15 protein-coding genes are annotated in these 14,304 nt (G+C 44.4%); 6 read left to right on the forward strand and 9 right to left on the reverse strand.

Annotated features, from left to right (window positions below):
* Positions 1-264: 264 nt before the first annotated feature.
* The 5 genes from CAG60_RS14695 to ftnA all read right to left on the reverse strand — a co-directional run bounded on the left by CAG60_RS14695 (position 265) and on the right by ftnA (position 5,018).
* A complete protein-coding gene (locus tag CAG60_RS14695) occupies positions 265-1,323 on the reverse strand; it encodes a hypothetical protein (RefSeq protein ID WP_161425349.1) in 1,059 nt (352 codons plus the stop codon).
* Positions 1,324-1,344: 21 nt separating this feature from the next.
* Positions 1,345-2,522 (reverse strand): IS3 family transposase gene (locus tag CAG60_RS14700; RefSeq protein WP_161439268.1). Its coding sequence is split into 2 segments (ribosomal slippage): positions 1,345-2,264 and positions 2,264-2,522, totalling 1,179 coding nucleotides; the frame shifts between segments, so codons are not numbered across the junction.
* 278 nt (positions 2,523-2,800) lie between these two features.
* Positions 2,801-3,988, reverse strand: a complete 1,188-nt coding sequence (locus CAG60_RS14705; RefSeq protein ID WP_161439269.1) for an NAD(P)/FAD-dependent oxidoreductase — start codon at positions 3,986-3,988, stop codon at positions 2,801-2,803.
* Between the two features lie 99 nt (positions 3,989-4,087).
* Positions 4,088-4,411, reverse strand: a complete 324-nt coding sequence (gene uspB, locus CAG60_RS14710; RefSeq protein WP_040903572.1) for a universal stress protein UspB — start codon at positions 4,409-4,411, stop codon at positions 4,088-4,090.
* 79 nt (positions 4,412-4,490) lie between these two features.
* A complete protein-coding gene (gene ftnA, locus CAG60_RS14715; RefSeq protein WP_040903570.1) occupies positions 4,491-5,018 on the reverse strand; it encodes a non-heme ferritin in 528 nt (175 codons plus the stop codon).
* A 163-nt stretch (positions 5,019-5,181) separates the two neighbouring features.
* On the opposite strand from ftnA, the gene uspA reads away from it, so the two are divergent.
* The gene (gene uspA / locus CAG60_RS14720) at positions 5,182-5,607 is read left to right on the forward strand and encodes a universal stress protein UspA (protein ID WP_004393869.1); all 426 of its coding nucleotides are present in this window, start codon (positions 5,182-5,184) and stop codon (positions 5,605-5,607) included.
* Between the two features lie 55 nt (positions 5,608-5,662).
* A complete protein-coding gene (locus tag CAG60_RS14725) occupies positions 5,663-6,550 on the forward strand; it encodes a carboxylate/amino acid/amine transporter (RefSeq protein ID WP_161439270.1) in 888 nt (295 codons plus the stop codon).
* Positions 6,551-6,623: 73 nt separating this feature from the next.
* Here the strand turns inward: CAG60_RS14725 and CAG60_RS14730 are convergent, their stop codons facing one another.
* Together CAG60_RS14730 and CAG60_RS14735 are read right to left on the reverse strand one after the other, a co-directional pair.
* Entirely contained in the window at positions 6,624-7,013 is a 390-nt protein-coding gene (locus CAG60_RS14730) for a hypothetical protein (RefSeq protein WP_154169755.1), read from the reverse strand.
* Positions 7,014-7,103: 90 nt separating this feature from the next.
* Entirely contained in the window at positions 7,104-7,895 is a 792-nt protein-coding gene (locus tag CAG60_RS14735; protein WP_161439271.1) for a class I SAM-dependent methyltransferase, read from the reverse strand.
* A gap of 273 nt (positions 7,896-8,168) precedes the next feature.
* Between CAG60_RS14735 and asnC the strand changes: the two genes are divergently transcribed.
* Positions 8,169-8,633: a transcriptional regulator AsnC gene (gene asnC, locus CAG60_RS14740; RefSeq protein ID WP_004393858.1), complete on the forward strand. Its 465-nt coding sequence runs from the start codon at positions 8,169-8,171 to the stop codon at positions 8,631-8,633.
* A gap of 57 nt (positions 8,634-8,690) precedes the next feature.
* On the opposite strand, the gene tsrA is transcribed toward asnC, so the two are convergent.
* The gene (gene tsrA, locus CAG60_RS14745) at positions 8,691-8,972 is read right to left on the reverse strand and encodes an H-NS-like global regulator TsrA (RefSeq protein WP_004393857.1); all 282 of its coding nucleotides are present in this window, start codon (positions 8,970-8,972) and stop codon (positions 8,691-8,693) included.
* Between the two features lie 144 nt (positions 8,973-9,116).
* The gene (locus tag CAG60_RS14750) at positions 9,117-10,277 is read right to left on the reverse strand and encodes a multidrug effflux MFS transporter (protein ID WP_170906627.1); all 1,161 of its coding nucleotides are present in this window, start codon (positions 10,275-10,277) and stop codon (positions 9,117-9,119) included.
* A 153-nt stretch (positions 10,278-10,430) separates the two neighbouring features.
* Between CAG60_RS14750 and CAG60_RS14755 the strand changes: the two genes are divergently transcribed.
* From CAG60_RS14755 to betI, 3 genes are all read left to right on the forward strand, one after another.
* Positions 10,431-11,393 (forward strand): LysR substrate-binding domain-containing protein, encoded by a 963-nt coding sequence (locus tag CAG60_RS14755; RefSeq protein WP_161439272.1) that lies wholly within the window; start codon positions 10,431-10,433, stop codon positions 11,391-11,393.
* A 158-nt stretch (positions 11,394-11,551) separates the two neighbouring features.
* Positions 11,552-13,342 (forward strand): aminopeptidase P family protein, encoded by a 1,791-nt coding sequence (locus CAG60_RS14760; protein WP_161439273.1) that lies wholly within the window; start codon positions 11,552-11,554, stop codon positions 13,340-13,342.
* Between the two features lie 355 nt (positions 13,343-13,697).
* Positions 13,698-14,300 carry a transcriptional regulator BetI gene (betI, locus tag CAG60_RS14765; RefSeq protein ID WP_161439274.1) on the forward strand — a complete coding sequence of 201 codons (603 nt, stop codon included), beginning with the start codon at positions 13,698-13,700 and terminating at the stop codon, positions 14,298-14,300.
* Positions 14,301-14,304 lie beyond the last annotated feature (4 nt).

Raw genomic sequence — 14,304 nt, forward strand, 5'->3', positions numbered from 1 at the left:
GATATATTAGGAATAACCCGACGAACCTTATATCGATGGATAGATGAAAGCCATAACACTTCCGTTCGATAGCTTATTGTAGCTTTAGATCAGACGCTTGAAGCAAGTTCACAACGACTACCGATAATCACACTGAATGCGCTAGAAATAGAGGACGTGGGGCTTAACTCATGATTGACTGCTAAGGCAAACTCTTTTCCTCTTCATTATACGTTTGTATTCGAAATAAAAAGCATCTAAAGTCTTACTCAGGAGGGAGGAACATTAAGCTGGCAATAAAAGGTCAAAATCTATTTCTTGGATACGCCGATCAACTGGCCTACGTGGAAAATATGGTGTTCCGAACTTTAAGAAGAAGTCGCATGGATTTAAGCCTGTGTAAGTATATTGAGGCTCTATAACAAATAGCTTGATAGGCTTTGCTGGACACTTTCCAAATGCCTCCCATTTAGTACAGTACGAGCAGTTGTACTTACTACTTTTTAGGAGCTTTTCAGAAAGAGAGCCTGGCTGATTTATACCAAACCTGACAAATTTAATGTCGCCTCTCTCTTTAATAAACCGGTGGCTTTGTTCTGGAAAGAATTTAGTGTAGTACTCATAGCTTTGGATTAAACATTCACGAGATACTGGCTTCCTTCTTCCATCTTGATAGTACCAATTATGAAATCCATCCCCAAGACTATGGTCATTTCTTCGCATGGTCGCCCAAAGGTGAAAATCAACCATAAAACAGGGCATTATGTGGCAATCAACACTGACACGATTTAACCTTTGAGTATGTTTTACACTTAAGTTAGTAAGCTCTCTTACATCTAATGGGCAACCAGACAAAACCTTAAGTAAGGTCAAAACCATAGTTTCTCTCTTCGACTTTTTTAGTTGGCAAAGGAGTCGACCATGTTTCAGGCATTGCAACCCTTGTAACCATTCCCATTTAAAATACCCAAATCCATACTCCTGGATTGCCTGTAATATGCATTCTGGACAAAAGCGAATCGCTATCGAGCCATCAGCGCTGATTTTAGGTATGTTACAGTCAAGAGGTTGGAAAATACTGTAGATTCTATCTAGGTAATCAACAGGGTTATCATATTTTCCTGCATATTTTAATGCTAGCCCAGAGTTCCTAAGAAAACGCAGCAACTCAACATCACGAGTTCTTGTCATTCTTTCAGGACAATTTTTCCTAAAACTAACGTTATTATACCAATCCCCCTCAGAGCTAAGAATACTAGAGAAGTCGATTTCACCATCGACAACTAAGTTACGGAAAATCCAGCTTTGGACAGACTCATCCTCAACATATCTAAGCTCAAACATACTAACTAATAAATGTAGTGGTCAACTAAAATTGGCCACGGTTTTAGAGTTTTCCCAATACAATCGTTCTGACTCATTGGGTGTCAAGCCACCGTTATACTGATGGGGCCTGAGCTGGCTGTAATATCCAATAATGTAGCGGATGATCTCTTGTTGAGCCTCTGCAAAGCTACGATAACCTACTGTTGGTACCCATTCCGTTTTCAAGCTTCTAAAGAAGCGCTCCAGCGGCGCATTATCCCAGCAATTTCCTCGGCGAGATAAACTTTGTTTTATTTGAAAACGCCACAGTAACTGACGATATTGACGACTCGTATAGTGACTGCCTTGATCACTGTGGAACATGACGCCTTTAGGCTTTCCACGAGACTCATAAGCCATCGAAAGCGCTTTGCCTGTTAATCGTGTATCAGGTGATACTGACATTGCCCAACCAATCACTTTTCGAGCAAAAAGGTCGATGACTACCGCTAAATACATCCAACGATTTCCCGTCCAAATATAGGTCACGTCACCCACCCAGACTTCATTTGGTGCCGTGACAGCAAACTGACGATCTAAGTGATTCGGGATTTCAATATGCTCTTGTGAGGCTTTACGGTAACGATGTTTTGGTACTTGGCAACTCACTAATCCCAGCATTTTCATTAGCTTTGTTGCTCGGTAACGACTCAGACTCACGCCTTGGTTTGTTACAATATCGGCAATGGTTCTTGCTCCCGCAGAACCATTGCTTGCCGCATAAGCTTCGCTAATCAAACTGCGAAGTTTTACGGTTTCCGCCTTTATTTCTGTTGGCCGTTTCAGCCAATAGTTATAACTGCTTCGATGAACATTGAAGACTTCGCATAATGTTTTTATGCTGTGGCTCTGCTTGAGTTTCTTGATCATCAAGAATTGTTCAGTGAGTCCGACATCAAGAGAGCCGTGGCTTTTTTTAATATTTCATTATGCTCTTCAAGACGAGCTAGCTTCTTTTTTAATTCACGAATTTCAATTTGCTCAGGTGTGATTGGTGACGCTTTAGGTGCTTTCCCTTGGCGCTCTTGTTTTAATTGGCGAACCCACTTATCCATCGTAGATTTACCTACATTCATGGCTTGAGCCGCTTCAGTCACCGAGTAGTTTTGATCGAGCACTAACTGTGCCGCTTCCAGTTTGAATTCGGCACTAAATAGCCGTCTTGTACGTTTTGTCATAATGTCACCTATTAACTTATGAGATGATGATATCACCTCTAACTAAGTGACCAAATTCACCATACCACTACAACCCTTAGATTTTACATCCTGAATCCTAAGCCAAGGTTTATAGTTAGCATCTTGGCCTATACCGTATTTGTTCTTTAAGTGCCGTTGATAATCATCCAACGATTCAATTTTTCGACCATGTCCCATGTTAAATCCAATAAAGCTCACTTAAGCTAATCATAGTAAGCAGAGCCACTACGGGCAAACTTTATTGTCTCTTCACAGTACTACACCCATTGACCCGCAACATAGCCGCTTGACCAAGCCCATTGGAAATTATACCCACCGAGCCAGCCCGTCACGTCCATCACTTCACCGACAAAAAATAAACCGGGTACGGTTTTGCATTCCATGGTTTTAGAAGACAGCCAGTCGGTATCCACGCCACCTAAGGTCACTTCCGCGGTGCGATAACCTTCCGTTCCGTTAGGGATAATTTGCCACTCTTGCAAGGCTTGCGCCGTTTGTTTCAGCACAGTAGGGGTTAGCTGTTTCATCGGTTTATCGACCAATAAACCACGCTCAATAAGTACTTCAACCAAACGCTTAGGCAATAAGCGCGACAAGGTCGTTTTTAACGTTTGATTAGGGTGCTGTTCACGAGCCTCGGCTAAGGCATGATCCACATCCACATTGGGCAATAAGTTAATGCTCAGGGCTTGGCCTGGCTGCCAATAAGATGAAATTTGCAGCACCGCAGGCCCTGATAGGCCGCGATGAGTAAATAATAATGCTTCTTTAAAACTGGTGCCACAGCGGGCGAGGATCTCAACCGGCAGCGCAATTCCTGACAGCTCAGCCAAGGCCTCTTTATCGGCAACATGCAGAGTAAATGGCACCAAACCCGCACAGGTTGGCAATACAGGAATCGCAAATTGCTCCGCCACTTTATAGCCAAACGGCGTTGCCCCTAATTTAGGCATTGACAATCCTCCAGTGGCAATCACCAGCGATTGACACTGCCAAGTGCCTTGTGAGGTTTGCAGTACAAAGCCGTCCGCGGTTTGACTAATGGTTTGGATATCAACTTGATAGCGCTGCTTCAGCGTTGGCTGATCGCACTCGGTCAGTAATAGGTTAACAATCTCTTTCGCTGAATCGACACAAAACAGCTGGCCATGTTCACGCTCTTCAAACGCAATACCGTGTTTACTGACCAGTGAGATAAAATCCCAGTTGCTGTACTGGGATAACGCTGATTTTACGAAATGTGGATTACGGCACAAGTAGTTCGCTGCCGAGACATCGTAATTGGTAAAATTACATCGCCCGCCACCGGAAATTAAAATTTTCCGGCCCGGTTTTTTGGCGTGATCCATCACTAATACTTGACGACCACGCTGCGCCGCTTGCGCCGCACACATTAACCCTGCGGCACCAGCACCAATGACAATCACGTCTACTTGTTCACTCATCCACTACTCTCACGGGAATAAAAAAAGGATGTGCGACCAGCACATCCTTACTAGGGTGACTATTCTAACGATAAACGTCTGGCTTGCCAATCCATCCCCTTAGAGAACAAAAGCCGCCAATGAGGTCACCATAACTAAAGCGCAGCACAATACAAAGAGCTCTCTTACTCGGGAACATTTTCCGGTAAAGACGGGATCATGATGGTGGTGATACTCTTTGCTCTTCAGGTAATGATACAAACGTACTTGCTTGGTCACGTTACCTTGAGTGCTAAAGAATCCTCGTCCATCCACTTGTTGGTACAACAATGGATGAGCTTCACGCATGATATAAATGAGCGAACGTAACGCGGTTAAGTATCTAGCGATATTAATGCCCGTCACTATCATGAGCCCAAGTAAAATAGTATCTCCACTGATCATCTTTCCTCCCTACATCTCATGTAAGCATGCCCAGAAAAAAAGACGACCACTTGCGCTTCAGTTTTTCTTTTTGCTGAGGTTACTCAGCAGGGGCACCCATTACCGACGATGAGCTTGCTTTGGCTAATGCTGCTAGATCTTTATCGATAAAGAACAACGCTTTTCCATCTTCGCCGACCAGTTCTAGCTTGTCTAAAATCCCTTTAAACAACTTCTCTTCTTCATGTTGCTCCGCCACATACCACTGAAGGAAGTTAAACGTTGAGTAATCTTGTGCGGTAAACGCAACATGAGCCAGTTTGTTGATCTTTTGGGTAATCATCTGTTCGTGTTCATAAGTTTCACGAAACACTTCCCCTAAGCTGGCAAAATCATGTTTCGGTGCAGCAATCGCACCAAGGATTGGCATTGCGCCAGTTTCACTCACGTAAGTGAACAGACGCTGCATGTGCTGCATTTCTTCTACGGCATGAACCCGTAAAAATTCAGCAGCACCTTCAAATCCTTTGTCTTCACACCAAGCACTCATTTGTAAGTATAGATTGGATGAAAAAAATTCGAGATTAATTTGCTCATTCAAATGATCAATCATGGCAGGTGAAAGCATCGATGACTCCTAATGGTTTGGTCTATGACTCTGAACACTATACCATGATCCCGCTTTATTGCGCTTTTACCATTACGAGTGACGATAGATATGAGATCACTTTAGCAAAAATGTCTTGCTCAAAGTGCTAACCTAATCATGTCATCAGCAAGGAGAGAGCATAATGAGTTATCAACATATTTTGGTTGCGGTCGATCTGTCGGAAGACAGCAAACTCTTGATCGATAAAGCCGTCGCACTGGCCAAGCCGCTGAATGCGGAGATCTCTTTTATTCATATCGATGTCAATTATGCTGAACTGTATACGGGATTGATTGATATTAACTTAGCGGAAACCCAGCACCACTCGATGGAAACAGCACAAAAACAGTTACAAGAATTGGCCACTTACGCCAATTACCCGATTAAGCACACCTTAGTCGGCAGTGGCGATTTGAGTAATGAGCTGTGTGATACCATTGGCGAGTTCAATATTGATCTCGTGGTGTGTGGCCATCATCAAGACTTCTGGAGTAAGATCCTTTCCTCCACTCGTCAGCTGATCAACTGCTCACCTGTGGACATGTTGGTAGTACCACTCAACGACTGACGAGCCTTAAAAACTCAGCTACACTGCAGACACGTTTTATCCATGATTACATCTTATGCTTTACTTATCTGCGGTGACCCTACTTTGGGCCTTCTCATTCAGCTTGATTGGCGTTTATCTTGCCGGTCAAGTTGATGCTTGGTTTTCCGTTTGGATGCGAGTGGCCCTTGCTAGTCTTGTTTTTTTACCTTTCTTAAAAATCAAACAGGTACCATGGCCTCTGATCGCTAAGTTAATGGCGATTGGTGGCATTCAGTTAGGTTTAATGTACTGCTTTTATTACCAGTCCTTTTTGTTACTTTCTGTCCCTGAAGTACTGCTGTTTACCATCTTTACGCCGATTTATGTCACGCTCATTTATGACGGGTTGAAAGGACGCTTCTCTCCTTGGTATTTATTAACCGCCGCGATTGCCGTGCTCGGTACAGCATTTATTCAATTCTCAGGGATCAATGAACATTTTTTAAGTGGCTTTTTAGTCGTGCAAGGGGCCAACCTCTGTTTTGCACTGGGCCAAGTTGGCTATAAATATGTCATGGAAAAAGAGCCCGTTCAGTTATCACAACATACCGTATTTGGTTATTTTTATCTCGGCGCGTTAGTGGTAGCGAGCGTGGCTTTCTTACTCTTAGGAAATACGGAGAAACTCCCCACCAACACATTGCAATGGAGTATCCTAATTTATCTTGGTCTTATCGCTTCAGGGCTTGGCTATTTTGCTTGGAACAAGGGCGCTTGTCTGGTGAATGCGGGGGCATTAGCGATCATGAATAACGCGTTAGTACCAGCAGGATTAGTGGTGAATATCGTGATTTGGAACCGAGAGGCGGATCTGTTGCGCTTATCGGTGGGCGGCGCGATTATTTTGTTGTCATTGTGGGTGAACGAAACTTGGGTGAAACGTCGAGTCGCGACACAATATGCGACCACTCTCAGCAAATAAACCGCAAAAAGCGCAGAACGAACCAGTCAGTCTGCGCTAATCAATACGGCGGAAAACCTGCCCGATAGAAGATTTAATGAACTTGAGCCAACTGAAGTACCGGATTAGCAGGATGAACCGGCAACTGAGCAAATTTTGCGTTTATGGCATGTTGTTTTTTGAGTAATTTACGCTGCTTTTTTAATACTTTGGCTAATTTTTTCTGATACTTCTTCTGCTTTTTCAGCGTTTTTTTATTCGGTGTTAAAACCGTATTTTCAACCTGACCGGATACCGACGCCGCTACGGTTTGACTCTGCTTAACCGTTTTTAGTAATGGCTGTGGCTTGCACAAAGCCCCTTTTTCAGCAGAGCTACGAGCGCACGAACCACAAACGTAATTGGTTTGCGCCACTAAACGATGAATGTCTCCTAGTGAAGCACGAATATCATGACGATTTAATTTACATAAGCGCTTTACCATAAGAAACACAACTCCGACTAATAATGCTAATAATTCGCAGTTAGATATACCGCGAACCATTGACGAAGGCAAGGCGATTTTTTCTCCAATCTACCGATTATTTGCTTGCATGGCGGCAAGTACATAAACATCAAAGCGATTTTTTTTGGTTTCAATCGCCATACTCGGTTTTTGTTCCGCTAACCAAGGAGCGTAATCCGGCCGTTTGACCACTACCCGCTGACTGGCTAATTGCAATGCGGGAGCCAGTAGCCCATCAGCATCATGATCCGCGCCAACCAGAGATTGAAAAACTCGCATCTCTTTTTTAACGAGTGCGGTTTTTTTCTTATGTTCTGGATGTGGATACATAGGATCGAGATACACCACATCCGGTTGCTCAAACTGACTGTCGAGAGCTAAATGCTGCAAAGCCGCATGACTCGATGCATGGAGCAGCGTTACCCGCTGACTGACCCACGGACCAATTTCATGGTCTTGTTTGGCGCGGGCTAACCCATCGTCAAGCAAAGCCGCCACCACAGGATGACGCTCGACCATTTGTACTCGACAACCTAATGAAGCGAGAACGAACGCATCTCGACCTAAACCAGCGGTTGCATCTAATATCGTCGGGACCATACCTTTATTTAAGCCAACCGCTTTGGCTATCGACTGCCCTTTACCGCCACCAAATTTGCGTCGATGAGCGACAGCACCGGTTACCCAATCGACGTAGATCGCGCCCAACTTTGGCTCATCCGTTTTACGTAGCTCTAAACGCTGCTCGGTCAACACCAAGGCAAAGACACTTTCGTTACTATGGGTCAGTTGCCAGCGCTGCGTCAGTTGCTCAAGCTCTGACGAGCGCTGTGGGGCTTCACATATCAGTTGTAGCTGCAAAGGGTCACTCCAGAGAGAAAAAACAGCGCTCAGTGTAGCGAATTTTCAACGGAACCGCGATATTTTCACAAGTCCGCTCGTTCCGCTTAAAGCGTTGAATCAAACCACAGTTGGCAGCAACGGTAAATAATGCTATATCCAACAGAGCTGATGCTGTAGGCCAACCTATTTAGCTCATACAATAAGTCGGATAATCATAGCGCTACCGCTTCAACCCAAAGGGTCTATCAACGGCAGATGGCCCATCGCCTAACGCTGAATTTAGGAATGGATATGCAAACCGCTTCAACAAAATTAGATGATTTAGATCGCGCCATTTTAAAAATTTTAATGGATGACGCACGCACCCCTTACGCTGAGATGGCCAAACAATTTTCGGTCAGTCCCGCCACGATTCATGTGCGAATCGAGAAAATGAAAGCGGCCGAGGTTATCCAAGGCACTGAAGTAGTAGTCAATACCAAAAAACTCGGTTACGACGTGTGTTGTTTCATTGGCATTAATCTTAACGCTGCTCGTGATTATCACTCTGCGCTGGCTAAGTTGAATGCGTTAGAAGAAGTGGTTGAAGCTTACTACACGACGGGCGCTTACAATATTTTTGTCAAATTAATGTGTAAATCGATTGAAGAGCTACAGTATGTATTGATCGATAAGCTACAAGCGATTGATGAAGTGCAATCGACCGAAACCTTAATCTCGTTGCAAAACCCGATTAATCGCAACGTCAATCCTTAAAACGCAATCACCCCAACCTGAACGATTGGGGTGATTGATGATAAACGGTGCTGATGTTTATTTATTGAGGTAGTTCAACAGATCTTGCGCAGAAATGCCTTGCTCAGAAAGTTGCTTGGCCAGCAATTCCACTTGCTCTCCCTTGCGAGCCTCAATGACCTGTTCAAATTGATAAACCAAGTCACGCAATACAGGAACCGGTACTTGCTTAGCTGCACTACGAATACGTTCACTACTTTGGTTACCCAGTTCATTGAGCAACTTGCCAAACATCACTTTTTCCGGTGATTCATCCAGCTGTTCCCAAATGCGAGCCATTTCATAAGTGGTCATTGACATCGTATCGTATTCCAAAAATATCGTTCAAAAGTAAGAGTGAACAATATACACATCTTCCACCCTTTAGAAAATAGCTAACCCGTCTATTTTCAGGCCAAACATGGCATGTTCTGAGCGCCTATGTTTTAGCGTACCCGATAACTATTAAGAATTGAGCGCCCATTGATGCCAACGACGACCAACTTTTGAAAACAAAATGATCAGTGCCGGAGCCACCAACCACATATGCAAAGCTATCAAGATTTGTGGTTCAAAACTTAAACGCTGTAGTGTACCAACCAGTAAACCTGAACCACTCATTTGGAATAATCCTAATAAAGCGGCTGCGGTACCCGCTCGGTCACCAAACGGAGCTAACGCTTTTCCTGCTGCTGCACCGAGAATCCATGCAAAGCCTATTGATGAAATAAAGATTGGCAACATAAATGCTAATGCAGTGGCAACCTCAGCTAACATCACCATCACGCTACCACCCACCAGCAGGGCGATAATTCCCAACACCAACGTGCGATGCGTACCAACCCGATCCATCACTTTCGGAGCCGACAAACAAGCGATAATATTCACTAACGCGTTAATTCCAAACCAAAAAGTAAACTGGTTCATACTCAGGCCTAAACGATCCATCAGTATTAAAGGCGCAGAAACGACATAAGCAAGGATAACAGCCATCGCTAACATACATAACGACGCATGAAACAAAAACGAAGGGGTTTTTAATACTGACCAGTAACGAGACCAAGCAAAGTAAGCTTGCTTTTCAGTCGTGGGGTTGGTTTCTTTCATACTAAACAGGATCAGCAACCCAATCGTCATCGCAAAACCCGCCATGAAACTAAAATTAGCGCGCCAGCCGAATTGCTGGGTTAACCAACTGCCCAAAATAGGCGCCAGTGCCGGAATAAAACAGATCGCACCATTTAAGTAGCTGATCATTTTTCCACTGCGTTCTGGGCCAAAAAGATCGCGAACTGTTGCAAAGGCTGCTACCGATGTCGCGCACGCACCTAAGCCTTGTAACAACCGAGCAATCAGCATCCATTCAATACTTTGTGCACTCCACGCCAATAAAGCGCTCAAGGTATAAATGCTGATTCCAACTAATGCAACAGTTCGACGTCCATATTTATCTGCGAGGGGGCCAGCGAACAGTTGTCCGACGCCCATCGCAAATAAAAACCAAGTGATCGTATCTTGTGCTAATGCATGTTCCACGTGAAACGTTTGGGCAATTTTCGGTAAAGCAGGTAAATAAATATCAATCGCCAAAGGGCTAAACAGCACTAACAGTGTCAGTAGCACCATTTGCAAGCGACTTGGTGTCGGTAAAGCAGTCACGTTCACGGAAGTATTCCACATCAATAAGGGTATAAATTAAGAGGTACTTATCATAACGGCAAACAGATATGAATAGAAATGGCGTATAATCATCACCATTATTCCAAAATGGAAAAACAGATGAAGATTGAAAGCTTAGCGCGCCTCGACCTCAATTTATTGGTTTGTTTAAAAGTATTGATCGAAGAGCTCAGCGTGACCCGTACTGCAAGTCGACTCTGTCTTAGTCAATCGGCAGTCAGTAAATCACTGGCCAAATTGCGTATTCAATTTGATGATCCGCTGTTTATTCGTCACTCATATGGATTAAAACCCACACCTAAAGCCTTATTTCTTAAACCTAAATTGGATATTTTGGTCAATCAGTTAGAGTTAATTAACCAGCCGGAAGTGTTTGATCCCCAATCGAGTGAATATCGCTTTCACATTGCGGCGGTAGAAAGTGTGTACTCGCTAATTCTGCCCCACTTCTTACCGGCTATTTTTAGTCAGGGACCGAAACTGAATATCAGTACTCATGCGTGGAGCGATCAAACCTTCAAAAAATTACAACTCGGCGAATTAGATTTAGGGATCACAGGCAAAGACATTGATATTAATGATGCACGTCTAACCATGCTGCCTCCGAAAGACATTTGTGAGCAGGAAGTTTTTCGCGATACCCAGATGTGTGCCGTTCGCCAAGATCATCCGGTATTGCAACGTACATGGAATTTGGATAGTTACCTCTCTTTACGCCACGTTCAAGTGCGTTGTGATGGCAACGATCGTTGGTTACTCGACTATCGACTCGCTGATGTCGGCTTAGCACGAGACATTGCTATCACAGTACCCGATTTTAATAGTGCTGCTAGCTTATGCACTTATACTGACTTTGTGTTTACCGCCCCGCGACACTTTACTTACATGATTGCTCGGCAGATGAATCTGGTGGTCCTCCCCATCCCATTAGAATTTCCACCGATGGCTTACACACTCTTTTGGCACCGTGATCGAGAAGACGACCCTGCGCTCAGTTGGTTACGACAAATTATCGACAGCAAAACGACCCATCTTCGCCAACACGGCTATGGTGCTGAATAGCGAGCGGAGATAAGTTCAGAAAGCGAACCAATTAAGGCTTACCTAATGAGCGAAATCAGACAGATTTGCACCCCTATAGCAAAAGAGGTAGCTTATATTATCTCTGGCTTTCACTCGCCATGAGCCTTTATCAAGGACCGTTAACAAGGATTACCCTCATGTCACACCCCATTGCTCAACGTATTACTGAACTGCGCCATTGGCTGATTCAACAAGGCTTAGATGCCCTGATTGTCCCTCACGAAGATGAGTATCTCGGTGAATACGTACCGATTCAAAACGAACGCTTAGAGTGGGTTACTGGCTTTACTGGCTCGGCCGGTGCCGCCGTGATCACACACGATAATGCCGCTATCTTCGCCGATGGCCGCTATACAGTGCAGGTACCTAAGCAAGTACCTGGCGACATTTTTCAATATCGCCATTTAATTGAAGAGCCTTATTTGCAATGGATAACCGAGCAGCTACCAAAAGGCAGTAAAATCGGTTATGACCCAAGAATGCATCGAGCAAGCTGGTTAACCAGCGCTCAACAACGGTTAGCTGGTGAATACTCACTGGTGGCGATAACCGAAAACCCGATTGATTGCTTGTGGCATGATCGCCCTGCACCAGTGACCTCGGCCATGCGCTTAATGGCGGTGGACCAAGTAGGGATAGATTGCCAGACAAAGCGCGAAACCATTGCTAATCTATTACAGGCTAAAAAAGCCGACTGCGCGATACTCACTGAGCTGGACTCTATTTGCTGGCTATTAAATATTCGTGGACTCGATGTGGCTCGCCTGCCGGTTTTGCTCTCACACGCGATCATTCATGCTGATGCGAGCGTTGATTTTTTCTTCGACCCAGCACGTTTAGTGAACGGCTTTAATCAACACGTCGGTGCAGGCGTACGTGTCCATCATCCTGAACAGTTACAAACTCAATTAGAGCAGCTTACTGATCGCCAAGTGATGATCGACCCGAATACCAGTAATGCTTGGTTTACGCTGGTATTACAAAATGCTGGCGCCAAGCTGATCAATGATAGCGATCCATGCTTACTGCCTAAGGCAGCCAAAAACCCAACGGAAGTGGCAGGAATGAAAGCCTGTCATATCCGAGATGGGGTGGCGATGAGTAAATTTCTTGCTTGGCTAGACAATGAGGTTGCTGCTGGCCGTCTTTATAATGAAGCCCAGTTAGCCGACCAACTTTACGCTTTCCGCGTGCAAGACCCAACACTGGCCGATCTTAGTTTTGATACGATTTCTGCCGCTGGCAGCAACGCAGCAATGTGTCACTACAACCACCTCAATCAGCCGCAGCCAGGTGAACTTAGCTTAAATAGCTTGTACTTAGTCGATTCAGGCGGTCAATATCTCGACGGTACTACCGATATTACCCGTACCGTTGCGATCGGTCAGCCAAGCGCGGAAATGAAACACCAATTTACGCTCGTGCTTAAAGGGCATATCGCCTTAGCTCAAGCTCGTTTTCCAGCCGGGACTTGCGGTCATCAACTAGATGCGCTTGCACGCCAGTATTTATGGGCCGAAGGCTACGATTACGATCACGGTACAGGCCATGGTGTGGGGCATTTTCTTAATGTTCATGAAGGGCCACAACGGATCAGTAAAGTCCATAACCCCGTCGCTTTACGTCCCGGCATGGTGTTGTCTAACGAACCTGGTTATTACCGAGCTGACGAGTTTGGCATTCGAATTGAAAACCTTGAGTTAGTGGTTGAAGTCTCAACTCAAGGAGATAAAAACATGCTGGGCTTTGAAGCGCTGACTCGTTGCCCAATCGATACCCGGGTGATTGATTTTAGTTTGTTAACCGAGCATGAAATTGCTTGGCTTAATCACTACCACCAGAAGGTGTGGCGTGACATTAGCCCATTGGTCGACGGTGATGTCAAACTCTGGTTAGAAAAAGCTACTCAGACGGTAACTCCTCATTAAAAGCTGTTCTAACAATAGGCTATTGTTTTAAGTAAACAGGCATCATTTGAACCCTTTGTTTGCTGTTTAACTCCCTACCTATACTTTGATTTCAATCCCTTAACATTTTGGTTAAGGGATTTTTTCCACCCCTAACTTTAACCACCTAGCCCACCAACCCATTCAAATTACCTCTAATCATTAATAAAAATTAATAAAAATTAAACTAAACACAAATAGTTGAATTTAAAAGATAAAATATAAAAACCTAACAACAATATCGCCTATAACCAAAAATAATCATTTGAGATCTAATGATTAGTTGAGTAAAGTTATCGTTAACTAATCGTTCAATTAAAAATAACAAGGAGTGTTAATGCCTAAGGTTGGGATGCCTGATATACGAAAACCACAACTCGTACGGGCCACCATGACGGTGATTGAACAGGTTGGATTACACGCTGCTAGCATTGCCTTAATCAGCCGCCAAGCTGGGGTATCAACTGGCATCATTAATCATTATTTTGGTGGCAAGCACGGTTTATTGGAAGAAACCATGCGCGTTATCCTTCGTGAGCACTCACTCACTGTGATGAATGCGTTAAGCAAACTCGAAAAGGACGCTCATCAAGCGCGGATTAATGCCATTGTGCAAGCCAATTTCGCCGGCTTTCAAACCCAAAGTCACGTGGTCAAAACTTGGTTAGCCTTCTGGTCATATTCGATGCATGACCCACAACTCAACCGTTTACAACGGGTGAATGAAAAACGGCTAATTTCTCATTTATACATCGAACTCAAAGCATTACTCCCCAAAGCTCATGCCCAACGAGTTGCGCAGGGCATCGCCGCTCTAATCGATGGTTTCTGGCTTCGTGGTGCGCTTAATCCCAACGGTATTAATGTCGACCAAGCCCTGATTTTAATTAACGATTACTTACAACAACAACTCGCTCAACAAGCAGTACTTACTGAATAGGTCT

Source organism: Vibrio sp. V33_P6A3T137 (assembly GCF_009904835.1).
Lineage (GTDB): Bacteria > Pseudomonadota > Gammaproteobacteria > Enterobacterales > Vibrionaceae > Vibrio > Vibrio metschnikovii.

Excerpts from the sequence above, each read along its gene's own strand:
- CAG60_RS14695 (WP_161425349.1), bottom strand. The coding sequence starts at position 1,323 with ATGTTTGAGCTTAGATATGTTGAGGATGAGTCTGTCCAAAGCTGGATT.
- CAG60_RS14755 (WP_161439272.1), top strand. The coding sequence starts at position 10,431 with ATGAAGATTGAAAGCTTAGCGCGCCTCGACCTCAATTTATTGGTTTGT.
- ftnA (WP_040903570.1), bottom strand. The coding sequence starts at position 5,018 with ATGCTTTCACCTGCCATGATTGATCATTTGAATGAGCAAATTAATCTC.
- uspA (WP_004393869.1), top strand. The coding sequence starts at position 5,182 with ATGAGTTATCAACATATTTTGGTTGCGGTCGATCTGTCGGAAGACAGC.
- betI (WP_161439274.1), top strand. The coding sequence starts at position 13,698 with ATGCCTAAGGTTGGGATGCCTGATATACGAAAACCACAACTCGTACGG.
- uspB (WP_040903572.1), bottom strand. The coding sequence starts at position 4,411 with ATGATCAGTGGAGATACTATTTTACTTGGGCTCATGATAGTGACGGGC.
- CAG60_RS14760 (WP_161439273.1), top strand. The coding sequence starts at position 11,552 with ATGTCACACCCCATTGCTCAACGTATTACTGAACTGCGCCATTGGCTG.
- CAG60_RS14725 (WP_161439270.1), top strand. The coding sequence starts at position 5,663 with ATGCTTTACTTATCTGCGGTGACCCTACTTTGGGCCTTCTCATTCAGC.
- CAG60_RS14705 (WP_161439269.1), bottom strand. The coding sequence starts at position 3,988 with ATGAGTGAACAAGTAGACGTGATTGTCATTGGTGCTGGTGCCGCAGGG.
- asnC (WP_004393858.1), top strand. The coding sequence starts at position 8,169 with ATGCAAACCGCTTCAACAAAATTAGATGATTTAGATCGCGCCATTTTA.
- tsrA (WP_004393857.1), bottom strand. The coding sequence starts at position 8,972 with ATGTCAATGACCACTTATGAAATGGCTCGCATTTGGGAACAGCTGGAT.
- CAG60_RS14750 (WP_170906627.1), bottom strand. The coding sequence starts at position 10,277 with ATGGTGCTACTGACACTGTTAGTGCTGTTTAGCCCTTTGGCGATTGAT.
- CAG60_RS14730 (WP_154169755.1), bottom strand. The coding sequence starts at position 7,013 with ATGGTAAAGCGCTTATGTAAATTAAATCGTCATGATATTCGTGCTTCA.